This is a genomic window from Mucilaginibacter sp. Mucisp86, from assembly GCF_047324315.1.
Taxonomy (GTDB): Bacteria; Bacteroidota; Bacteroidia; order Sphingobacteriales; family Sphingobacteriaceae; genus Mucilaginibacter.
This window is the reverse complement of the sequence record NZ_CP168503.1, coordinates 3,959,534-3,982,711: the sequence shown is the minus strand read 5'-3', so window position 1 is coordinate 3,982,711 and position 23,178 is coordinate 3,959,534. Positions and strand designations below refer to the sequence as shown.

17 protein-coding genes are annotated in these 23,178 nt (G+C 43.5%); 1 reads left to right on the top strand and 16 read right to left on the bottom strand.

The genetic code is table 11. From position 1 onward, the window contains the following. Positions 1-376: 376 nt before the first annotated feature. The 14 genes from ACEN9X_RS16925 to ACEN9X_RS16860 form a co-directional block, all read right to left on the bottom strand. A complete protein-coding gene (locus ACEN9X_RS16925) occupies positions 377-1,621 on the bottom strand; it encodes an aminotransferase class I/II-fold pyridoxal phosphate-dependent enzyme (protein WP_413666252.1) in 1,245 nt (414 codons plus the stop codon). 621 nt (positions 1,622-2,242) lie between these two features. Continuing rightward, positions 2,243-3,856 carry a cell division protein FtsZ gene (gene ftsZ, locus ACEN9X_RS16920; protein WP_413666251.1) on the bottom strand — a complete coding sequence of 538 codons (1,614 nt, stop codon included), beginning with the start codon at positions 3,854-3,856 and terminating at the stop codon, positions 2,243-2,245. 130 nt (positions 3,857-3,986) lie between these two features. After that, positions 3,987-5,330 (bottom strand): cell division protein FtsA, encoded by a 1,344-nt coding sequence (gene ftsA / locus ACEN9X_RS16915; RefSeq protein ID WP_112574990.1) that lies wholly within the window; start codon positions 5,328-5,330, stop codon positions 3,987-3,989. 1 nt (position 5,331) lies between these two features. Next, complete coding sequence (locus ACEN9X_RS16910; RefSeq protein WP_413666250.1) at positions 5,332-6,195, bottom strand: cell division protein FtsQ/DivIB; 864 nt, start codon at positions 6,193-6,195, stop codon at positions 5,332-5,334. Then, positions 6,188-7,546, bottom strand: a complete 1,359-nt coding sequence (murC, locus tag ACEN9X_RS16905; RefSeq protein ID WP_413666249.1) for a UDP-N-acetylmuramate--L-alanine ligase — start codon at positions 7,544-7,546, stop codon at positions 6,188-6,190. The genes ACEN9X_RS16910 and murC overlap by 8 nt, the downstream gene beginning before the upstream one ends. Before the next feature lie 52 nt (positions 7,547-7,598). After that, complete coding sequence (murG, locus tag ACEN9X_RS16900) at positions 7,599-8,741, bottom strand: undecaprenyldiphospho-muramoylpentapeptide beta-N-acetylglucosaminyltransferase (RefSeq protein ID WP_413671145.1); 1,143 nt, start codon at positions 8,739-8,741, stop codon at positions 7,599-7,601. Positions 8,742-8,821: 80 nt separating this feature from the next. Further along, positions 8,822-10,006, bottom strand: coding sequence for an FtsW/RodA/SpoVE family cell cycle protein (locus tag ACEN9X_RS16895; protein ID WP_413666248.1), 1,185 nt, complete (start codon positions 10,004-10,006; stop codon positions 8,822-8,824). Between the two features lie 93 nt (positions 10,007-10,099). Further along, complete coding sequence (murD, locus tag ACEN9X_RS16890; RefSeq protein ID WP_413666247.1) at positions 10,100-11,494, bottom strand: UDP-N-acetylmuramoyl-L-alanine--D-glutamate ligase; 1,395 nt, start codon at positions 11,492-11,494, stop codon at positions 10,100-10,102. A 112-nt stretch (positions 11,495-11,606) separates the two neighbouring features. Next, positions 11,607-12,848 (bottom strand): phospho-N-acetylmuramoyl-pentapeptide-transferase, encoded by a 1,242-nt coding sequence (gene mraY, locus ACEN9X_RS16885; protein WP_413666246.1) that lies wholly within the window; start codon positions 12,846-12,848, stop codon positions 11,607-11,609. 66 nt (positions 12,849-12,914) lie between these two features. Further along, a complete protein-coding gene (locus ACEN9X_RS16880; RefSeq protein WP_413666245.1) occupies positions 12,915-14,375 on the bottom strand; it encodes a UDP-N-acetylmuramoyl-L-alanyl-D-glutamate--2,6-diaminopimelate ligase in 1,461 nt (486 codons plus the stop codon). Further along, positions 14,372-16,471, bottom strand: a complete 2,100-nt coding sequence (locus ACEN9X_RS16875; protein WP_413666244.1) for a penicillin-binding protein — start codon at positions 16,469-16,471, stop codon at positions 14,372-14,374. The genes ACEN9X_RS16880 and ACEN9X_RS16875 overlap by 4 nt, the downstream gene beginning before the upstream one ends. Next, positions 16,461-16,868, bottom strand: coding sequence for an FtsL-like putative cell division protein (locus ACEN9X_RS16870; protein WP_413666243.1), 408 nt, complete (start codon positions 16,866-16,868; stop codon positions 16,461-16,463). The genes ACEN9X_RS16875 and ACEN9X_RS16870 overlap by 11 nt, the downstream gene beginning before the upstream one ends. After that, positions 16,865-17,767, bottom strand: a complete 903-nt coding sequence (gene rsmH, locus ACEN9X_RS16865; protein WP_091213350.1) for a 16S rRNA (cytosine(1402)-N(4))-methyltransferase RsmH — start codon at positions 17,765-17,767, stop codon at positions 16,865-16,867. The genes ACEN9X_RS16870 and rsmH overlap by 4 nt, the downstream gene beginning before the upstream one ends. Continuing rightward, the gene (locus ACEN9X_RS16860; RefSeq protein WP_091213347.1) at positions 17,764-18,225 is read right to left on the bottom strand and encodes a division/cell wall cluster transcriptional repressor MraZ; all 462 of its coding nucleotides are present in this window, start codon (positions 18,223-18,225) and stop codon (positions 17,764-17,766) included. Before ACEN9X_RS16860 ends, rsmH begins: the two co-directional genes overlap by 4 nt. A gap of 317 nt (positions 18,226-18,542) precedes the next feature. Here ACEN9X_RS16860 and ACEN9X_RS16855 point away from each other — a divergent pair, with 317 nt between their 5' ends. After that, a complete protein-coding gene (locus tag ACEN9X_RS16855) occupies positions 18,543-19,142 on the top strand; it encodes a GNAT family N-acetyltransferase (RefSeq protein WP_413666242.1) in 600 nt (199 codons plus the stop codon). Between the two features lie 79 nt (positions 19,143-19,221). On the opposite strand, the gene ACEN9X_RS16850 is transcribed toward ACEN9X_RS16855, so the two are convergent. Then, positions 19,222-20,454, bottom strand: a complete 1,233-nt coding sequence (locus ACEN9X_RS16850; RefSeq protein WP_413666241.1) for a PepSY-associated TM helix domain-containing protein — start codon at positions 20,452-20,454, stop codon at positions 19,222-19,224. Positions 20,455-20,509: 55 nt separating this feature from the next. Next, complete coding sequence (locus ACEN9X_RS16845; RefSeq protein ID WP_413666240.1) at positions 20,510-22,972, bottom strand: TonB-dependent siderophore receptor; 2,463 nt, start codon at positions 22,970-22,972, stop codon at positions 20,510-20,512. Between the last annotated feature and the right edge of the window lie 206 nt (positions 22,973-23,178).

The following is a 23,178-nucleotide window of genomic DNA, read 5'->3' as shown; positions in this document are numbered from 1 at the left end:
TTATCAAGGTTTTTGAAGAAATACTTTCACTAATTTTTCGAATTAAATCGAATCACACGAATTTTAAAATATCGCATTACATAACACGGTCAAAAAATTCCCTCGCCGTTGTTGGTGTTGTCACCAACAACTCTACGCCATGCTCTTGGTATTACATTACGGATACGCTAAGGTTCAAACAGTTGTTGGTGACAACACCAACAACGGCGGGGGTTTTGAAATGTAGAGACGCATAATTGCGTCTCCCACAGGACAGGCCGACCTGTAACCGTAAATTGCATACAGGAGATGCAAAGATGCGTCCCTACAATATAATTATTAACACAAAAAAAGCCCCAGATCTCTCTGAGGCTTCTAAGTATATCGTTATTTGTAATTAAGCAATCTCCAGCTTATTCTCTTTGTAATAACCGGCTTTCAGCTTTTCACCTATTGCACTATAAGCATCAAGAGTACGCTGTACATCCTCTAAACTATGTGATGCCGTAGGGATCAACCTTAGTACGATCAATCCTTTGGGAATTACAGGGTAAACCACTATCGAACAAAAAACACCGTAGTTTTCACGAAGATCGCGGGTTAATGCCGTTGCTTCAAATAAGTCGCCTTTTAAAAATACCGGGGTAACCATGGTATTTGAAGCGCCCAGATCAAAGCCACGCTCTTTTAAACCTGCCTGTAAAGTATTGGCAATCAACCATAACTTTTCGCGAAGCTCGGGCTGGGTTTTCAACATTTCAAAACGCTTTTTCAAACCTAAAACCATAGGCATTGGTAACGCCTTGGCAAAAGTTTGCGAACGCATATTATAACGCAGATAATGGATGATATCCTGATCGGCAGCTACAAAAGCACCGATGCCGGCCATTGACTTGGCGAAGGTAGCAAAGTACACATCCACCTCATCCATACAATCCTGCTCTTCATGCGTACCGGCACCGGTTTTACCCATAGTACCAAAACCGTGAGCATCATCAACCAATAAACGGAAGTTGAATTTCTTTTTAAGATCGGCAACTGCTTTAAGTTTACCCTGCGCACCCGACATACCAAAAACCCCTTCGGTAATAAGCAATATACCACCACCGGTTTGTTCTGTTAAACGGGTTGCACGCTCCAGTTGCTTTTCGCAGCTTTCGATATCATTGTGCTGATAAACAAAGCGTTTACCCATATGTAAACGTACGCCATCAATAATGCAAGCGTGCGATTCGGCATCATAAACAATAACATCATTCCTATCAACCAGGGCATCAATTATAGATACCATACCCTGGTAACCGTAGTTAAGCAAAAAGGCCGATTGTTTACCAACGAATTTGGCTAAGCCGTCCTCAAGTTCTTCATGATGAATTGAGTTTCCCGACATCATCCTTGCGCCCATTGGATAAGCCATACCATAATCAGCAGCGGCTTGCGCGTCGGCTTGCCTTACATCGGGGTGGTTAGCCAGGCCAAGGTAGTTGTTCAGGCTCCAAACCAAATGCTCTTTTCCCTTAAACTGCATGTGTGGGCCAATTTCGCCTTCCAGTTTAGGAAAAGAAAAATAACCATGCGACCACTTTTGGTGCTGACCTATCGGCCCACCCAAGCTTTTTGTTATTTTATCAAATAAATCCAAAATGAATTGTTTTTATAAATTTAAATGCAAATATAGCCGTTAAAACACCTTTAAACAATAGCTATAACTTTTTAGAATAGCTTATAACTTATAGAAAAGAAGCAATAAATTAAGAGTCAAGACGGCAAGATTCAAGACCCAAGAAAATAAAAACTAATCTCAACCCGTCATTGCGAGGAACGTAGCAATCCCCGATTTGTAAGTCCGCCTTGTATAGTTCGCGATTGCTTCGTTCCTTATAATGAAGCTATTATAAGTTGTTGATTATTAGATATGTTTTCAAAATCAATTTTATAACATGGGCGTTGCCTGCGGCCTGGGCTTTCCGTTACAAGTCCTCGCTTTCCCCGCACACAAACCCGGCACACGCTGTGGGCTTTTCACTGCAATCCCTAACGCGGCCCCCGCACAACATCTCTAAAACATATTTTGCACGTCACCACGGTTTTTTTCAGGGTTCCTCTGGTGGTTACTCGCAATGACGTTTTTTCAGTTGCTTTTCTGACTTCAAACAAAAAAAGGAGATCAACGCTAAGATGTAATTCCTTTGTTGATCTCCCATTCAATTATTGTGGTTTTTCTATTCTTTCTTGTTTCCTGACTCAAAAAGTCCCGACTCTCTTAGTCCGCGTTTCCGTGCAGGTACGAATTATTATTCCTGATCTCTACGTTGCCCTCGTTATCCTGCATCAAGGAAAAACGTGAAATCTGGCTTTCGTCAGATGCCGGGGTGTCCTGCAATGCTATCTCTTTACGTTTGTAAGCCGGAACATTCTCCAACTCCTGGATATTGCCGGTACGCAGTTTCATGCTCAGGTCTTTCAGTCTCATAATGCGCTCACGCGATTTCTTCAACTGCTCTTCAATCGATTCGTTGGTTTTGTTATCATCAGCGCCAACAACCGCCTGTGGCACAGGAGTTGGTTCCGGTTCAGGCTCGGGCATACGTGGCTGTTCCCTCACAGGCTGCTCGTAGCTTACAGGTTCGCTCATTTTAAAAGTAAAACCAGCGGTATCCGGTTCGTTATCAGCTTCAGTTTCTTCCTCCTGCATCAGACTATGCCTTACTACAGCAGGTTCTTCCTGACGGCTGCCGGCAAACATATCAAACAAACCAGCCTGTTTTGCATCCTCTTTAGGCGCTTTAGCATAAGGCTCGGCCGGGGTATTAGCTTTTACCGGTTTGATAAACTCGTTTACCGGTTTGGCCTGCTGAGGCTCTTCAGGAACCAGCATCGAAACTATTTTCTTGTTGCTGTTCTCTTTCTCGCGCTCGTCTTTAGTTTGGAAACCGGTAGCAATGATAGTTACTGATAATTGCTCACCCAGGTTTTCATCTATACAGTTACCCCAGATCAGGTCGGCAGCTAAGCCGGCTTCTTCCTGGATGTAATCAGTAATCACGCTGATCTCATCCATGGTAACCTCTTTAAGGCCCGAGCTGATGTTCAGCAAGATATACCTTGCGCCTTCAATCTCATTATCTTTCAACAATGGCGATGCCAATGCACCTTCAACAGCTTTAAGGGCACGGTTTTCACCATCGGCGCTAAAGCTGCCCATGATGGATACACCGCTATCCTTCATCACCGTGCGCACATCTTTAAAGTCGACGTTGATATAGCCCGGTAAAGTGATGATCTCGGCAATGCCTTTGGCAGCCGTGGTCAATATATTATCTGCTTGTGCAAATGCCGAACTCATGGTAAGGTTACCAAAAATCTGGCGAAGCCTGTCGTTCGAGATCACGAGGAACGAATCGACATACTTACGCAATTCTTCCAAACCTGCGTCGGCCTGCATTTTACGGCGTTTACCTTCAAAAGAGAAAGGTGTGGTTATGATACCCACCGTTAATATATCCATTTCGCGCGCTGCCTTGGCAATGATAGGGCTTGCGCCGGTACCCGTGCCACCGCCCATACCAGCTGTAATGAACAGCATTTTGGTATTAACGCCCAACATCTGTTTAATATCATCGATATTTTCAATAGCCGAATTTTTGCCAACTTCGGGTATTGAGCCTGCACCCATGCCCTCAGTTAAACTGGCACCTAATTGCACCTTGTTAGGTATAGGGCTCAGCTCCAATGCCTGGGCATCAGTGTTGCATATTATAAAATCAACACCGGTAATTCCTTGCCTGTACATATGGTTTACCGCGTTACCACCACCACCGCCAACACCAATTACCTTGATGATTGACGATTTTTCTTTTAACATTTCAAAATGCATAATCTTCGTTTTCAGCTATATGTAATTCAACCCAACATTAGATTTTACCATCGTAATAATAACACTTTTTCAACAAGGTTTATCCACAATTGTGAGCAATGTGAATAAGTTTAACCCTTGTGAATAAATATTATTTCAGAAAGTCCTCATCCTTAATGTCATCCTTAATAAATGTTATACTCTTTTTCAGCAGTCTGTCTAACAAACCACCTTCTTTACTTTTTGTATCAAATTTTGGCTTAGCCGTTTTTACTTCGGCGGGGATTGCTTCATTCATGTATTCCATTTTTTGGATACCTTTAATCAGCAAACCAATACCGGTAGCAAAAGTTGGGCTTTGCAATTCTTCGTATGTACCTTTTGGCAACACTTCGTTTTTAGCCAGGTGTTCGGTAGGATAACCCACGCGGCAATCCAAACCGGTAACAAATTCAACCAACTGGCGTAAGTGTTTCAACTGTGCGCCGCCACCTGTTATTACGATACCAGCTATCAGCTTTTTCTCATAGCCTGATGATTTGATCTCGTAGTAAACATGCTCTACAATCTCTTCCATACGGGCCTGGATCACGTAAGCCAGGTTTTTCACCGAAATTTCTTTTGGCTCCCTGCCGCGTAAACCAGGAACGCATACAATCTCGTTTTCCTTGTTCTCATCGGCCAGAGCTGATCCAAACCTCACTTTCAGTTGCTCGGCAATGTTGCGCATTACAGAACAACCTTCGCGGATATCTTCGGTTACGCTATTACCACCGAAAGGGATAACGGCTGTATGGCGGATGATACCTTCGTGGAAAATAGCCACATCGGTAGTACCACCACCAATATCAACCAAAACCACACCGGCTTCTTTTTCCTCTTCGCTCAATACAGATTCTGAAGATGCCAGCGGCTCAAGGATCAGCTCCTGGCTTTCCAGGCTGGCCTTGTTAACACATTTTACAATGTTTTTGATGGCAGTAACCTGACCAGATATGATATGGAAGTTAGCCTCAAGCCTAACGCCTGCCATACCAATAGGATCTTTAATTCCCGGCTCATTATCCACAGTAAACTCCTGCGGTAATACGTGGATGATCTCCTCGCCCGGAGGCATCACCAGGTTGTACATATCCTCTATCAGTTTATCAATATCCTTACGACCAATCTCTGACTGCAGATCGCGACGGGTTATTAAGCCACGATGTTGTAAACTTTTAATGTGCTGGCCTGCGATACCCACATTCACTACCCTGATCTCCACATTTGATTGCGAGCCCGCCACATCCACCGCCTGATGAATGCCCTGTACTGTTTTATCTATATTTGAAACCACGCCGCGCGTTACGCCGGCAGACTCGGCTTTGCCAATTCCTAAAACCTCAATCTTCCCGTTCTTGCTCCTGCGCCCAACAATGGCACATATCTTGGTAGTTCCGATATCCAATCCTACTACAATTGGCGAACTTTTTTCCTGAGTTGAGCTTTTGTCCATATTACAATTTAATTTGAGATGTATCCCTTTTCGTCCTAAGCGAATCCTCTTTGGCAGCTTTAGCCGCTTTTACAGAATCAGCTTTTATATTTTCATTTTTTATACCAATAACCTGGTTGGTATATTTAACATTAATCATTTTATAAGTATCCCAGCCCACCTTTGGTAGCACCTGTTTGTAAAAAGCCTGCAGGTTGTTCAGTTTCACGTTAAGCGAATCTGCATTGCCTATCAGGATCCTTTGATTGCCTACTCTCGGGATCAGTTCTATCTCGCGATCATTATTCACGTACATCTGTGCTATCTGCGCGTCCCAAAGCGAATCCCTGCGGATATAATCGGCTGCTTTAAACAAATCTTTTGCCAACCTTGTATGCAACGAGTCAACGCGGTTAGTAAAAAGCTCGTCAATAAAACCATTGGCTACCAATACCCTCGCAGTAAAGTTTGATGACAACGGAATTTTTAAACCATGCTGGTCTACATAAAAATCCATGTCATAGCGGTTCATAACCCGTAGTATCGGCTGGCGCTGACTTACCTCAACCCTCAACACCCCATCCATTTCGGTATAAACCTTGGCAAACTCAATAAAAGGGTTTGCCTTAAGCTTATCCTCCAGTTCCTGGATATTAATATTTTCAATAGGCCTGCCTACCAATGAGTGACTGGTAACTTCGATAATGTGGTCAACCTCCTGTTTATCAATAAAATATTGACCACCAGGAATGCTCACATTTACCGCCGTACACTTTACACCTGCTTTTTTTGTTTCTATAAAACTCATGAGCACCACAAGGCCACCCAGGCTTATTACCCAGGCACAACCTATCAGCAGGCGCTTCCAAATGAGTTTTTTATTCATTGCTTAATACTTGTTTTAATGGCTGCACCAGTGTATCAATATCACCGGCACCTACCGTTAACAATAGCTCGGGCTTTTCGGCAGCTACTGCGGCTACCGCGGCCTCTTTACTTAATATCCTTTTGTTTTGCAACTGCATGCGGTTAAGCAGCATCTGCGAATTAACTCCTTCAATAGGAAGTTCACGCGCAGGATAAATTTCCAATAGTATCAGCTCATCAACCATGTCAAGCACTTCGGCGAAGCCATCGGCAAAGTCACGGGTGCGGGTAAATAAATGCGGCTGAAACATGGCCGTTAACTTTTTAGCCGGGTATAGCCTTTTAATTGATGAAATACAAGCCCTCAGTTCTTCAGGGTGATGTGCATAGTCATCAATATAAATACGCTCCGGTGTTTTAACAATGTATTCAAACCTGCGCTTAACACCTCTGAAGGATGCTAATGCCGCTTTAATATTTTCTGGTGATATATCCAGTTTCAATACAGCTTCAATGGCGGCTACAGCGTTTTCAACATTATGAGTGCCGGCAATACCCATTTTTATATCGGTAATATTTACCGCGGCACTATTGTAATCAAAGTAAAAATCGCCGTCGATGATCCTCACGTTTGAGGCATGCGCGTCGGCAGTTTCATCTTCGAATGCGTAGGTGTAACCGCTATCTAATGGCAAACCATTTTTATGCACCAGCGTACCGCCTGGTTTTATCTGCGAAGCGAATAACTTAAACGACTCGGTTAAATGCGCGTGATCACCATAAATATCCAGATGGTCGGCATCCATCGATGTAATAATAGCCACATCGGGAAACAGGGTAAGGAACGAGCGGTCATACTCATCGGCCTCAACCACCATTACATTGTTTTTTCCATACAGCACATTGGTTTGGTAATTAGATGAAATACCACCCAAAAATGCAGAGCAATCATTACCCGAAGCCTTAAGCAAATGCGCCACCATAGTTGAAGTGGTAGTTTTACCATGCGTACCGGCCACTGCAATAGTAAATGAACTCTTGCTGATCAACCCTAAAACCTGCGAGCGTTTGAACAGTTCAAAACCGTGATTTTTGAAATAGTTAACGATGTGCGAATCCTTTGGTACTGCAGGCGTATAAATAATCAATGTATCGCTGCAGGGTTTCTGAAAGCTCATGGGGATATAATCCGCATGATCTTCAAAAACAACCTGAATCCCCTCGTTGTGCAACTGGTTTGTTAAATCAGTCGACGTTTTGTCATATCCGCAAACAATGCAACCCAAATGATGGAAATAGCGTGCCAGGCCGCTCATACCGATGCCGCCTATGCCTATGAGATAAACTCTTTTTATATCGTGCAGTTCCATTGCAATTTGTTTAAAAAGGCCCTCCTCCCTTTGGAAGAGGAGGACCATCATTTTAATTGTTACTTATTATTTGGATAAGTTCCTTTGCTATAACTTCATCGGCATTTGGCATAGCCATTTTACCAATGTTATTGCTCAATTTCTTTTGCAGGTCGCGGTCTTCCAATAATTCAAGCGCCCTGTCAACCAGCTTTGCTTCAGCATCCCTGTCGGCCACAAAAACTGCCGCGTTTTCATGCACCAGTGCCAAAGCGTTTTTAGTTTGATGATCTTCGGCCACATTTGGCGAAGGCACCAGGATCACCGGCTTTTTGATGGCGCACAGCTCGGCAATAGTGCCGGCACCAGCCCTTGATATAATGATATCAGCGGCAGCATACGCCAAATCCATCCGGGTTAAAAACTCCCTGATCTGCAGATCGGGGTGATAATTTTCGCCCAGCTTTTCGATGATGCTTTTATAATAAAACTTGCCGGTTTGCCATATCACCTGTACATCGGCGGCCAGCAGTTTATCAATCCCGTTCATGATACTATTGTTCAACGTGCGTGCCCCGAGGCTGCCGCCTGTTATCAGTACCGTTTTTTTAAAGGCCGAAAGATGATACAACTCCAAAGCCTGCATATGCTTACCGGCAATGTTCACCGCATCTTTACGGATAGGGTTACCGGTTTTAATGATCTTATCGGCAGGGAAAAACTTCTCCATACCATCAAAGGCCACACAGATTTTTTGGGCATGTTTGCCTAACCATTTATTGGTAATACCAGCATACGAGTTTTGTTCCTGTATGAGGTAAGGGATTCCTTTCAATGACGCTGCGTATAACAAAGGCCCTGAAGCATATCCACCTACACCAACCGCAGCATCGGGCTTAAAATCTTTAATGATCTTGATAGCCTTGCGCACGCTGTTGGCCAGCTTAATGGGGAACATCAGGTTTTTAACGATAGAGCCACGCTGGATCCCCTGGATATCCAAACCGATGATCTTATAACCAGCCGCCGGAACTTTATCCATTTCCATACGCCCGTTAGCGCCCACAAACAGGATCTCGGTATTAGGATCAATATTTTTCAAAGCATTGGCAATAGAGATAGCCGGGAAGATATGTCCTCCTGTTCCGCCACCGCTTATGATGATACGAGCCCCCCCCGCCCCCTGAAGGGGGTGCTTTTGATTGGCTGCTTTCATATTGCTTTTATCTTCCATTTGTTAATCACTCTTTTTCAGTCACCTCTATCCATCCCCCTTTAGGGGGTTAGGGGCGTAGCTCACGCCGTCCTGATCTCTCCTACTATAATTTTATTAGGGCCTGTATTATCTTCTTTTATAGTTTTATCTTTTTTAGGCTCTTCGATATCCTTGCTTACTGATAGTATAATACCGAAGGCTATACTTGTAAATAATATCGACGTACCACCCATACTTACCAATGGCAACGGCACACCAGTTACCGGTCCTAAACCAACAGCTACAGCCATGTTGGCAAAAGCCTGTATGGTTAAGCTGAAACTTAAACCACAGGCCAGTAAAGCCCCAAATGCTTTTGGCGCTTTCGTTATGATTTTGATACATCGATACAGCAGGAACACATAAATTCCCACTACTACAATTCCTCCTATCAAACCGTACTCCTCAACTATGATGGCATAAATCTCATCAGAGTATGACTCGGGCAGGTAATTTCTTTCGGTACTGTTGCCGGGGCCCTTGCCAAATAAACCACCTGTAGCGATAGCAATCTTGGCATGGTCGCTCTGGAAAGATTTATCGGCCTTTGCCAGCTCGGGGTGCATAAACACCTTCATACGCGACACGTAAGTATGCCGCCTCGGCCCTAAGAATATTACCCCCAGTAACAATATAAAACCCGCAGCACAGGTAATAGCTATCTGCCTGATACTGATACGGCCTATGATCAACAATAATATGCTAACCCCAAATAGCATTAACGCCGTTGAAAGGTTGGCCAATGCAATCAGGATAAACACGACACAAACCGAACCCATGATAGGCAAAAATGATTCTTTGACATCCTTAATGTTTTCCTGCTTGCGCGATAACGTACGGGCCAGGTATGTGATCAGGGCCAGCTTGGCCAAATCCGAGGTCTGGAAGCTTAATCCCGTTCCGGGGATGGCTATCCAGCGACTGGCGTTGTTGATATGACTACCGAAAACCAACGTATACACCAATAACGGAATGGTAACGATCATCATCACCTTAGAGATACCCGCATAATAACGGTAATCGAGCTTATGCGAAAAATACATCAGCGCGATACCGCCCACTATCATGAACACGTGTTTCATGAGGATGATCTCCACCCCTTTACCCTGCTTAAATGCCAGCGTACCCACCGAGCTGTATACTGCCAACAAGGATATAACAGAAAGCAATATGACTATAAGCCATATCCAGCGATCTCCTTTTGTATTGTTTAATATCCTATGCATTTTTATTTCTTTTGGTTCATGGTTGATAGTTCATAGATCATGGCCGTTGAGCTTTTTTCTATGATCCATGAACTATCAACTATGAAAACTGTTTTACAACTCCTTCACAGCGTCCTTAAACTGCCTGCCGCGGTCTTCGTAGTTTTTAAACAGATCGAAGCTTGCGCAAGCTGGTGACAGTAAAACCGTATCACCTTTGGTTGCCAGGTGATAGGCCACGGTCGCCGCTTCCTGAGCCGATGATGTATTTACTATAATTTCAACCATATCATCAAAGGCCTCGTGGATACGTTTGTTATCCTTGCCTAAACACACAATGGCTTTTACCTTTTGCTTAACCAAATCATTAAGCATGCTGTAATCATTTCCTTTGTCAACACCTCCCAAAATCAACACTACATCGCTGGTCATACTTTCTAAGGCGTACCAGGTTGAGTTAACGTTGGTAGCTTTTGAATCGTTGATGAAGCGGATGCCAGATATATTGGCAACAAACTCCAGGCGGTGTTCAATACTTTTAAAGCTGCCCATGCTCTCCCTCATCGTTTCGTTGCGCAGCTCCAACACCTTTGCTACAATACCCGATGCCATGGAGTTGTAAATGTTGTGTTTGCCTTGCAGGGCCAGTTCTTGAATTGACATTGTAAAATGTTCTTGTTTTGTGTTTATGACAATATTGTCGTTTTCGTCGAGATATGCTCCCGGTTCAAATTTCTGCTGTATGGAAAACGGCAACAGCTGTGCCCCGAACGTTCGTTCTTTCATGCCTTTTATTGTTTCCGGGTCATCGGCGCAATAAATGAAATAATCGGCTGCCGTTTGGTTCTGCGTTACCCTGAATTTGGATGCCGCGTAGTTTTCCAGTTTATAATCATACCTGTCCAAATGGTCGGGTGTGATGTTTAGTAGTACCGCTATATCAACTTTAAACCTGAACATATCGTCGAGCATAAAGCTGCTTAGCTCCAGTACATACCAGTCGAACTTTTCGGTAGCCACCTGGTAGGCAAAGCTTTTACCTATGTTACCTGCCAAACCAACGTTCATCCCCGCATCTTTTAAAATGTGGTAGGTTAAGCTGGTTGTGGTGGTTTTACCGTTTGAACCCGTTATACCAATGATCTTTGCATCAGTGTACCTCCCGGCAAACTCAATCTCCGATATTACAGGCGTTCCTTGTTCATGCAGCTTTTTGATCATCGGTGCCTTATCCGGAATACCGGGGCTTTTGATCACTTCGGCCGCGTTCAGGATCAGTTCTTCTGAATGTTGTTTCTCTTCAAAAGGAATTTTCCAATCTTCGAGCTGTTTTTTATAGTTATCGGCAATGCCGCCAAAATCCGACACAAAAACATCAAAACCCTGCTGCTGTGCAAGGTATGCAGCACCAACACCGCTTTCGCCAGCGCCCAACACCACAAGACGAGCCCCCCCCGCCCCCTGAAGGGGGTGCTTTTGATTGGTCTCTTTGTTATTGTTGTCGTTCATTTTTATTTTCTTTTGGGATTTCACCGATTATTTGATGATTTCACCGATTTCTCTTTTCTTTTTATGTTTTCTCACCCTTGCTCTTTTCCTCCCCCTTGAAGGGGTCGGGGGGTTACCGGAGCTTCAACGTTATCACGGTCACTATCGCCAGTATGATACAGATGATCCAGAAGCGGGTAACAATTTTAGCTTCGTGGAAACCCTTTTTCTGATAGTGATGGTGAAGCGGAGCCATTAAAAACACACGCCTGCCTTCGCCGAATTTCTTTTTGGTGTATTTAAACCATGATACCTGTATAATCACCGAAAAATTCTCTACCAGGAAAATACCGCACAGCAATGGCAACATCAGTTCCTTACGGATCATAATAGCAAACACCGCTATGATACCACCTATGGCCAAACTGCCGGTATCGCCCATGAACACCTGTGCCGGATATGAGTTGTACCATAAAAAGCCTACGCAAGCCCCAACAAAAGCACCGGCAAAAACTACCAGCTCGCCCGAGTTTGGGATGTACATAATGTTCAGGTAATCGGCAATAACCGTGTTACCCGATACATAGGCCAGTATAGCCAGTGTAATACCAATAATGGCCGAGGTACCCGTAGCCAGGCCATCAATACCATCAGTTATATTTGCCCCGTTGGAGATAAACGTGATAATAAGAATCACGAAAAACAGGAACACCACCAGCGCGTATTGCTCGTAACCTTTACCCAAAAACTTCAACACTTTGCCGTAATCAAACTCATTGTTTTTATAGAATGGCATTGTTGTTTTGGTAGAATGTACATCCTGAGTGTAAACGGGCGTATTGCGTTTCATATGAAACTCAACCGGGGCATCATCCTTCACCGGCAAAACCACTTCCTGGCGGATGATGATATTGCTGTTGAAATACATTGTCCAACCAACAATAAGCGATAAACCTACCTGACCGATGATCTTGAACCTGCCTGCTAACCCCTCTTTATTCTTTTTAAATACTTTAATGTAATCGTCCAGAAAACCGATGGCACCCAGCCAAACGGTGGTAATGATCATCAGGATCACATACACGTTTTCCAGCTTGGCAAACAACAACGTTGGTATTAAAATACCCAGCAAAATGATGATACCACCCATGGTTGGGGTACCCGACTTTTGCATCTGCCCTTCCAAGCCCAAATTCCTTACAGTTTCACCCACCTGTTTAAAGCGCAGGTAATCAATCAACCTCCGACCGTAAACTGTGGTGATCAGCAATGATGTGATTACAGCCATCGCCATCCTGAATGTGATGTATTGAAATACACCTATCCCGGGGATACTGTAATTTTTGCTTAAGTAGTTAAACAGGTAATACAACATTGCTCTTCTCTTTTACTAATAGTATCTTCTTAATCTAACCAACCGCTTTCGCTATTGCCCCATCTTTTACACCAAATCTTTGAACCTGTTTTCCAGTTCTTCTATATCATCGAAGTGGTTTTTCACTCCGTTTATTTCCTGGTATTTTTCGTGCCCTTTGCCTGCTACCAGGATAATATCACCGGGGTTAGCCAGCATACAGGCAGTCTTAATAGCCTCATGCCTGTCGATGATACTTAACGTATGACGCTTAAATGCCGGGTCAACACCTTCTTCCATTTCTTTAATGATCTGCGCCGGATCTTCGGTACGCGGATTATCTGATGTCAGGATTACCTTGTCACTCCACTCACAGGCGGTTTTGGCCATGATGGGGCGTTTGGTTTTATCCCTATCGCCACCACAGCCTATTACCGTGATCACTTTTTCATTACCCTTACGGATATCATGAATAGTGCTTAGTACATTCTGTACGGCATCGGGCGTATGTGCATAATCAACTATACCTACCACCTTGTTAGGGGCGGTGATATACTCAAAGCGACCTTCGGCACCTGTAAGTTTGCTTAGGCTGGTAAGCACTTTGGCTTTATCCTGTTCAAGCAACATCGCGGTAGCATAAACCCCTAACAGGTTATAAGCATTGAATGTACCTACCATTTTAAACCATACTTCCTCGCCATCAATTTGCAGTAACAAGCCGCTGAATTGATTTTCGAGGATGCGGGCTTTATAATCGGCCATGGTTTTAAGGCCATAGCTTTTTTTATGTGCCACTGTATTCTGCAGCATTACATTCCCGTTTTTATCATCGCTGTTGGTAAGTGCAAAAGCATCCTTCGGCAAGCCATCAAAAAACTCCTTTTTGGCATTTAAATACCTTAAGAAGGTTTTGTGATAATCCAAATGATCATGCGTTAAGTTGGTAAACACACCACCCGCAAAAACCAAACTTTCAATGCGCTTTTGTGAAATAGCATGTGAGCTAACTTCCATAAAGCAATAATCACAACCGCTATCCACCATTTCGGCGAGCAAATTGTTTAGCTCAACCGGATCAGGTGTTGTATGAGTTGATGGGATCACTTTACCGTTTATCTGATTTTCAACGGTTGAAAGCAAGCCACATTTATATCCCAGATCGCGGAACAGCTGATATAACAATGTTGCGATAGTTGTTTTACCATTAGTACCTGTTACCCCAACCAGTTTCAATTTGGCTGATGGGTTATCATAAAAATTAGCGGCTACTATGCCTAATGCTACTGCCGAATCGGCTACCATCAGGAAATCAACTTCGCCTGTGGTATGGGCCGGAAGATCTTCACAAATTACTGCTACAGCGCCCTTTTTGATGGCCTGGTCAATATAATCATGCCCGTCAACAAGAGTTCCTTTTACGGCGACAAACATTGCCCCAGGGATCACTGCCCTCGAATCAAAAGCTATCGCCGTGATCTCCACGTCAGCACTTCCCTGCAACTCAGTGAAGGCCAGTCCATCAATTACATCGCTTAAATACCTCATTGCAGTTCTATTAAAATTCGTGATCCTTTTGGTATTGCACTTCCTCCGGTAACCGATTGATTGGTAACTATCCCGCTTCCGCGCACAGTTACCTTATAACCAGCGTTACCCATTACGTATAACGCATCGCTAAGCCCCATGCCTGTTACCGATGGCACGGTACCGTTTTTATATTTTACTTCCTCAAACGGGATACCATTGCTTGTATCAACCGTACTGTTAGCCGATGCATACAGCGGCTTAACACCCAGTTTTGAATAAACCTTTTTCAGGGCTTTCATATTCCCCTGCTTTACCTGCGGCATTACCGTATTACCTACGTAATGCGCCTGCGAGGTTTGATTAATATCCAAATCATTGGCATAAACCCTGTCGGCCACCTCCCTAAACACCGGACCGGCAACTTTTGCAGCCAGGTAATCGCCCTGGGTTGGATTATTAATCACCACAATCATCGAATATTTAGGATGATCGGCCGGGAAATAACCGCAAAAAGAGGCCTGGTATTTTTTATCCTTATAACCTTTCGTTCCGTTAGCCACCTGTGCTGTACCGGTTTTACCCGCCACACTGTAAAGCTTATTTTTAATCACATTTTTACCGGTACCATTCATTACAACTCCTTCAAGCATCCCGCGCACTTTACCTAAAGTAGACTGCGAACATACCTGCTCGGTTATCACCCTTGCCTGAAATTGCTCAATAGGATTACCCAGCCTGCGGATTTCACGAACCAGAAGTGGGGCTATCATTTTACCGTTATTAGCAACCGAATTATAATAAGCCAGCATTTGCAGCGGCGTAATATTCATTTCATAACCATAAGCCATCTCGGGCAAGCTGTAATTTTTGTTCCAGCTGCGGTTTGACGGATTTTTAATTACCGGCCTGCCCTCACCCTGAATTTGCAGTTGAAGTTTTTCGTTCAGGTGATAGCTGTACAACTTATTGATATACTCCCACGGATTATTGTGGTAAAACCTATCAACCAATTTTGCAGCCGCCACGTTTGATGACTCCTCAAAAGCACGCTTAACCGACATTTCATAATTATCATGCTCGGTATCGGTAATGGTTGGCCCTTTCGGGAATTTATATTTACCACCCTCAGCGTTAACTATGGTGCTGGTATCAATCTTATGCTGATCGAGCATGGTCATGTATGATGCCAGTTTAAAGGTCGACCCCGGATCAATAGCGTTACTGATAGCATAGTTCATTTGCTCTTTATAATCGCCATCCTTGGTGCGGGTATAATTGGCAATCGCCCTGATCTCGCCGGTAGATACTTCCATAAGCACAACGCAGCCATGATCGGCCGCGCTTTTTACCAGTTGTTTTTTTAATGCATCCTGCGCTACATCCTGGAAGTTTACGTTGATGGTTGAAATAATATCAGCGCCATCTTTAGGCGCTATTTCATCATCGTCATCAACGGGCATCCAGATACCGCCCGGTATGCGCTGCATTAAGCGCCGGCCGCTTTCGCCATTTATGTATGACGAATATGCCCCTTCCAAACCAACCGGGTTCTTCACGTTTTCGTTTTTATAACCGATTGTACGTGCCGCCAGTGATTGGAACGGCAGGATCCTTTTGTTTTTCTGGATAACAATCAGGCCGCCTTTGTATTTACCCATATTAAATACCGGGAACTGGCGAATCTTTTTCAAATCCTGGTACGATACCTTGCGCCTGATCAACAGGTAACGCGAGCTATCCCTACGGGCCTCGCGTAGCACGCGTGAATAATCCCTCGCCGATCTGTCACCAAAAATACCCGATAGTTTTGCAGCCAGCAGGTCGATATTATTATTAAAAGCTGTATCTGACGCAATTCCACCAGCCAACATATCCATATGCAGTTCATACTCCGGCACCGAGGTAGCCAGCAAACTTCCATCAACAGAAAAAATATTGCCCCTTGCCGCTTCAACAGTTTGGTATTGTGCCGAAAGATCAGCAGCCATAGCCTTCCACTTATCACCCTGAACATATTGCAGGCGGCACAATTGAACCACAACGGCAATGGCCAAAAGCAAAACAAGACCAAAGGCTAAATAAACCCTGGCCAGTATGTTAGTCCTAATTCCCATCTGCAACCTCCTTCACTGTTATTTTTCCCGGCGGATCAACGGATTGACTCAAGCCCAAAGTATCTGCACGCTTGGCCACTTCGGTAAGCGTGCTTTTAAAAGCCATATCGGCCTTTGTTGATTTATAATCCCAACCAAGCTCCTTAACCTCTTTGGTAAGCGCATCAATTTCACGTACCGATTTTTCGGCATAGTGCATATTGCCAATGTACACCATACCTAAAAAGGCTAAAAACAAAACAAAGGGCAAAACATTGGTAGCCTTCTCGGTTGTAAGAAAGCCCTTCGTAAAAAGTTGCGTAAAGAAGTTATCAGGCAATTCCCTTGCAGGCCTTTCCTCAATTACCTCCTCAACTTCTTCCTCCTCCTGAATTTCTGTACGTAAACGATTGGTCATTTTTTTACAGCTATTCTTAACTTAGCGCTCCGTGCCCTGTTATTATTGGTTATCTCCTCTGCCGATGCGGTTATAGCCCCGCGACTTACAGCATCAAGCGGTTTATTATCGTTTCCATAAAGGTCTTTCTCCACCTCGCCGCTGAACTTGCCTTTGGCAATGAAGTTTTTTACCAGCCTGTCCTCAAGTGAGTGATATGACATTACCACCAGCCTGCCGCCTACTGCTAAAACTTCTGCCGACTGCATTAAAAAATCTTTCAATGCCTCCAGCTCCTGGTTAACCTCTATCCTTAATGCCTGGAACACCTGCGCCAGGTATTTATTTTCTTTTCCTTTCGGGATGCGTGCGCTGATCACATTTTTCAGATCAGCGATAGTCACTATCGATGTATTTAACCTTGCGGTAGCAATAGTTTCGGCCAGTGATTTGGCATTTTGGATTTCGCCGTAAATGCCAAAGATCCGGTGCAGGTCGGCCACCGAATAATTATTTACCACATCCTTTGCAGTCAGCTCGCCCAACTGGTTCATACGCATATCCAACTCGGCATCAAACCGGATGGAAAACCCGCGATCGGCCTCATCAAACTGGTGCGATGACACACCCAAATCGGCCAGAATACCATTTACAGGAATAGCGCCATGTAAACGGCAAAAGTTTTTGAGATACCTGAAATTCTGATCTACAAAAACAAAACGCTCATCATCAATTATATTACGCTGCGCATCAGCATCCTGATCAAAAGCAATCAACCTGCCTTTTGGGCCCAGGTGCTTCAAAATCTCGCGCGAATGACCACCACCTCCAAAAGTCACATCCACATAAGTACCGTCCGGATCAATATTCAGCCCATCAATACATTCCCTCAGCATTACCGGTACATGGTACTCACTCATTCCTGCTCCTTATTTTTACCACCCATTACTTTTTTAGCCAACGCGCTAAAACTTTTGGGCTCATCATCCATCAGTTTGCGGTGCGCTTCGGCATCCCAAACCTCAATTTTATTCAACTGACAAGCCAGTACTACATCCCCTTTTATACCCGCATATTCCAACAGGAATTTTGGCAACAATACCCTGCCGGCAGCATCAGGCATAAGCTCGGTGGCGCCACGGGTAAAATATCGTATAAAGGCTATATTATCCTCTTCGTATTCATTAAGTTTGCTCAAATCTTCAAGTCGTTTATCCCATTCCTTTTTAGTGTATATGACGAGGTATTTTTCAAACCCGCGATTGATCACCAGGCCTTCAGATTCCAGTTCAGGAAGCTTTTTTTTAAGGCCAGCCGGTATCATCATCCTAAATTTAGGATCAAGCTTACACTCAAATTCACCGGTTAAAAACGACATTGTATGACTTGGGCAATTTTGTAACGTAAAAGTAAATACTTTTACCACTTTCTACCACTTTCCCCCACTAAAAGTTTTCAACAATTTTTAGCCGGGTCTGTTTTATATTTTTTGAAGATTTTTCAAGATTTTCACCCCGACAAAAACCACTAATAAACAAGTAGTTACGACAACTATTGGCTATAAATTCTGAATCATAAAAAAGTGGGAGAAAAAACCATTTATTGCAGAGCCATCGCTTTCATAAACTACAACTACTTAACCAGGTGTGGGGTACTAATATTTTGTATATTAAGCCGTTGAACTTAATATATTGCATGTACACCTATAAATATCAAGACCTGGCTTTAGCGCTATACGAAGCCCTCATCCCCGACCCATTTTACATAGAATTGTTACGGGATATTCCGGGCGGCGAGCAGAAAAAGCAGGAAATACTAATGAGGTATATGGATTACTCCATGAAAGAAGGCGAAGAGTACGGCCGGTTAACTATTACTGGTGATCCTGCTTATGGTGCCGCTATCTGGAGCCAACCTTTAAACCCTGCTGCAGACAAGGAAAAGAGCCTGTTAAAGAAAGACTTTATAGCAACCTATATGGGCGAACCGGCACTAAGAGCTTATTCAACCATAGTTTCGTTCATGAGCAAACAACTTGACCCGATACTGTACGATGCCTGGTATTTGTCGATAGCTGGAATCAAACCAAGTCACCAGGGACGGGGATTGGGAGCTAATCTATTAATGGAAATGCTTAACGAAACAGATAAAAACGGGATATCAACCTATCTCGAAACATTCACCCCGCGAAACATCCGGTTTTATGAACGGGTGGGGTATAAAATAGCAAAGGAAGTAAGCGAGCCAGTTACAGGCTGCCCTTACTGGATCATGATAAGGGAACCTTTAAGGTAAAAAGGAACGAGCGACATAAAAAGTCTCATCAGGGCCCCTCTAAGAGCGGCCCTGATGAGAAAAGATAATCTTTTTCATTTTAGATAACCTCAGCAGACACCACTTTCACTCTGCTGCGCACAGCTTTATTTTTCTTTTTACCGGTGCGGTTAAGCCACATCATTACCCCTGTTACCGGAAATATGAGCGAAACCAAGGTGATCAGAAAAGCTAAAACCTGGGTAGGCCAGCCATAAATAGAGCCCGTATGGATTGGTTTAATAACCCCACGGATACGCTGGCCAAGGCTTTTGTCGGCATACAAGGCGGCGCCGGCAAACTTGCCGCTGTATTGATCTATATAATAAGTATCGGTAGCCAGTTCAACAGAACCTTTTTTGAGCACATTAAAAGTGTAAACCGCCGCTGTATCCTTCGGATAACGGATAGTGAAATTTTCGGCATCAGTTATTTTACTACCTAACGCACCAATAGCCGCTTCCGGTGAAATAGCAGTAACTCCCGGCTGATAAACTGAAAGCGGGGCTTTGATATCTTCTTTGGCAACAACTTTTGAATTGGTAAGGAAAAACAGAGTGCTGTTTGCCCATTTAAAGGTCATGACCAAGCCGGATGCCGAAATGATGATCAAGAATATAGAAGTATAAAAACCAGTAACAATATGCAGATCGTGCGTTAAACGCTTGCCGCTCCCGCCCCATTTTATTTTAAGACGCTGCTTCATAATAACCTTGGTTTTAGGCCACCAAAGTATTACACCCGTTATCAAAATCACCAGGAAAAACAAGGTTGAGAGGCTGATCACCCAATCGCCCAGGCTATTTTTACCGCCTAATAAATAACGGTGAAACATCTCTACCGAATATAAAAAAGTTTGCCTCCGGTTAAACCGATCAACTATTTGCCCGGTATAGGGGTTTACAAAAGCTGTAAGGTTTGGACGCCCGGCATCCTTTGGTTTAGCGTCCTTTTCAACGTGCGCGCCAGCATGTTTCTCTTCCTTGGTAGCGCCAGCCGCTTTCTTATCCTTCTTTTCAGGTACAATAAGAGCCACCTCTACTGTACGTTCCGGATCATCATAAACGGTAACTGCTGCCAGTTTTGATTTGGGGATCTGTTTTAAAACGCCTGTAGTCAAAGCGGATACCGGCAGCCTTTTATTCTGGGGTTTTACAAAATAGCGTTGAGGATTAAGTGTCTGCTGAATCTCTTTTTCAAAAACCAGCATGGTACCGGTTAAGCACGAGCAAAAAATGATTATACCAGCGGCAAGGCTTAAGTAGAGGTGGATGGTGCGGAAAAATACTTTCATCAGTTTTATAAGCATAAAAACCGGGCATGTTCCCATGCCCGGCTAAATTCAATTTTTAAAATCGATAACTCAATGTAGTTAAGAACTGCCTTGGCGGTATAGGGTTAATACTATAGTTTTCGTGCACATTGTAATTAAGCACGTTGCCAATATTAGAGATCTTACCAATGATAGAGATCTTTTTATAAGTATAACCTACCGAAGCATCAACCGTGGTAAAGCCCGGTACATTAACTAACCTCGATATAGTTTGGGTTTGACCTACCGTATTGGCGTTACCAGCAACACGATCGCCCAGGTAATAAACAGACGCACCTACTTTAAACCCTTTCAGATCGCCGTTATAAAAAGTATAAAATACACTTGTATTGGCGGTATGCTTTGGCGTATTCAATAATGGCTGGCCTGCAATGTTGCTGCCAACTGCAGTACCTGTTTTGGTATATTTAGCGTTTGTATAGCTATAGCCTGCCAATACATCCAAACCTTTTACCGGGTGACCGGCGATATCAAGCTCCACACCATCGCTTCTTGTTTCACCGCTCAGCACTTTGATATTGGTATTAATGTTAGGTGTAACACCATCGGCCTGAAATGGCGCAGTTTGAGCCAGGTTATTATTTTTAATGCGATATGCTGTTACATTTACTGACAGGTTGCCGTTCAGGAAGTCATTTTTAACACCAACTTCATACTGATCGATCATTGAAGGATCAAGCGGATTGTTATTGATATCGGTGCCAGTATTGGTTACAAAAGAATTAGAGTAGCTTGCAAACAGCGCAGTATTAGCTATTGGCTTGTAAACGATACCTACACGCGGTGAAAATGCTTTATCTTCTTTACCGGCGGCCTGAGTTGCGGTAGCAAGTGTATTATAATTGCTTACCGATGTTGGTGATACATATTGATATGACCAGCGAATACCTGCAAGTACTTTAACTTTTTCGGATAAGCTAATAAGGTCGTTAGCATAGGCACCAAAACGGTTGGTAGGTGTTAAAATGCTATAAAACGGGTTCATTTGCGGCTTGTCGGTACGGAGGGTGTATTTATCAAGGTCAAAAATATTGATCTTGTCATAAATGGCATTTTGCGGTGTATTATTTTGATCAAGATAGCTTGACACTTTGTTTACCGTAGCAACGTAGGTATAAGCATTATTGCGGTACCAATCGGCATCAACACCGGCCAAAATATTATGCTTTATTGCACCAGTATTAAACTGGCCGGTAATGTTAAACTGGCCTGTGTAATAATCTTCAAGCGTTCTGGCCCTGTTCAGGGTACGGCCCCAGTCGCCATTGGCATCTGGTAACACACGCTCTGTTGTTTGATACGAGCGGTTAAAATGCTGGTATGAAAAGCCACCGCTTAACTGCCAAAGGCTATTGAGCTGATGGTTAATAGTTGCTGTTGCAGTAGTTTGCTTGGTATTACCGGTTGACCATGATGCACCCAGGTACCTGTTACGCGGAACTTTGGCAATAACGTTGTTGATTTGTCCTGTTCCGAAATCTGGGGTAAAATCATAGTTGAGGTAATCGCCTTCAACAATTAAGGTCGTTTTATCGCTTATTTTATACAGGAATGAAGGGTTGATATATTCCCTTTCTGATTTTACATTATCGCGGTAGCTTTTTGCATTTTCATAGGTACCATTTACGCGATAAGCTAATTTGGAAGATATAGGGCCGTAAACATCAAACGATGGGCGGTAAAGGTCATAGCTGCCATAGGTCATGGACACCCGGCCGCCCTGCGCAAATAAAGGTTTTTTGGTTACCATATTCAGGATGCCGCCGGGTGCAACGTTTCCGTATAATAATGCAGCGCTGCCTTTTAATATCTCCACCCGCTCCAGCGAACTGATCTCAGGTACAACGCCCGAGTTAACCCTGAAACCATTTTTAAAGATGTTATTACTTCCAAAATTGTATCCGCGGGCTCCAAATGTTTCCTGGGTATTTCCACGTCCGCTGTACAGGTATACACCATTTACATTTCTAATAACCTCACTCAAACGCAGCGACTGTTGCTGATCAAGCACATCACGGCCTATTACGGTAACGCTTTGGGGCAGGTCTATTGGCGATATGTTCATTTTGCCAATGTTTAAGTTTTTACGGTTAATGGTTTTGGTTGAAGAAACTACAACTTCATTTAACTCGGCCGAACTTTCATAAAGTTTAAAGGATACTGTAGTTGTTTTATTTGCAAACACAGTTACAGTTTGCTCTTCTGTCTTTGTACCAATGTATTTAGCAATCAGGGTGTAGGTGCCCGGCTTAATATTATTAAAAGTAAATGATCCGTTATCGGTTGTGGTAGTGCTTTTGTTTAATCCTTTAATAGCCACATTAACAAAATAGGCCGGCTGATCGTCGCTGGTTTTAACTACACCGGTTATTTTGCCATTATTGCCTTCGTCGTCAGCTTTAAGGATCAATGCGTTTGCAAATAGAAATAAAATTAAAAACAGGATTGTGCGCAGAGAGTAGTAAAGGTTATTTAACATTATATTTAGATTAAGTCTAATTAAGCGCAAAAGTATAAAAAGACTTTTTATCTGCAAGTTTTATTTATAATTAGTTTAAATAAGATATTACAGCAAAGCGACCTACGGTGCACAGGCCTGACTTGGGCAACTGGTTTACTGATGTGTGTTTTTAAAATTTAACCGATAATATTTATACAAAAAGGGGGTTAACACTTTTTTCGCAC

Coding starts and splice junctions, on each gene's coding strand:
- ftsZ (WP_413666251.1), bottom strand. CDS start 3,856: ATGCATTTTGAAATGTTAAAAGAAAAATCGTCAATCATCAAGGTAATT.
- ftsA (WP_112574990.1), bottom strand. CDS start 5,330: ATGGACAAAAGCTCAACTCAGGAAAAAAGTTCGCCAATTGTAGTAGGA.
- ACEN9X_RS16910 (WP_413666250.1), bottom strand. CDS start 6,195: ATGAATAAAAAACTCATTTGGAAGCGCCTGCTGATAGGTTGTGCCTGG.
- murC (WP_413666249.1), bottom strand. CDS start 7,546: ATGGAACTGCACGATATAAAAAGAGTTTATCTCATAGGCATAGGCGGC.
- murG (WP_413671145.1), bottom strand. CDS start 8,741: ATGAAAGCAGCCAATCAAAAGCACCCCCTTCAGGGGGCGGGGGGGGCT.
- ACEN9X_RS16895 (WP_413666248.1), bottom strand. CDS start 10,006: ATGCATAGGATATTAAACAATACAAAAGGAGATCGCTGGATATGGCTT.
- murD (WP_413666247.1), bottom strand. CDS start 11,494: ATGAACGACAACAATAACAAAGAGACCAATCAAAAGCACCCCCTTCAG.
- mraY (WP_413666246.1), bottom strand. CDS start 12,848: ATGTTGTATTACCTGTTTAACTACTTAAGCAAAAATTACAGTATCCCC.
- ACEN9X_RS16880 (WP_413666245.1), bottom strand. CDS start 14,375: ATGAGGTATTTAAGCGATGTAATTGATGGACTGGCCTTCACTGAGTTG.
- ACEN9X_RS16875 (WP_413666244.1), bottom strand. CDS start 16,471: ATGGGAATTAGGACTAACATACTGGCCAGGGTTTATTTAGCCTTTGGT.
- ACEN9X_RS16870 (WP_413666243.1), bottom strand. CDS start 16,868: ATGACCAATCGTTTACGTACAGAAATTCAGGAGGAGGAAGAAGTTGAG.
- rsmH (WP_091213350.1), bottom strand. CDS start 17,767: ATGAGTGAGTACCATGTACCGGTAATGCTGAGGGAATGTATTGATGGG.
- ACEN9X_RS16860 (WP_091213347.1), bottom strand. CDS start 18,225: ATGTCGTTTTTAACCGGTGAATTTGAGTGTAAGCTTGATCCTAAATTT.
- ACEN9X_RS16855 (WP_413666242.1), top strand. CDS start 18,543: ATGTACACCTATAAATATCAAGACCTGGCTTTAGCGCTATACGAAGCC.
- ACEN9X_RS16850 (WP_413666241.1), bottom strand. CDS start 20,454: ATGAAAGTATTTTTCCGCACCATCCACCTCTACTTAAGCCTTGCCGCT.
- ACEN9X_RS16845 (WP_413666240.1), bottom strand. CDS start 22,972: ATGTTAAATAACCTTTACTACTCTCTGCGCACAATCCTGTTTTTAATT.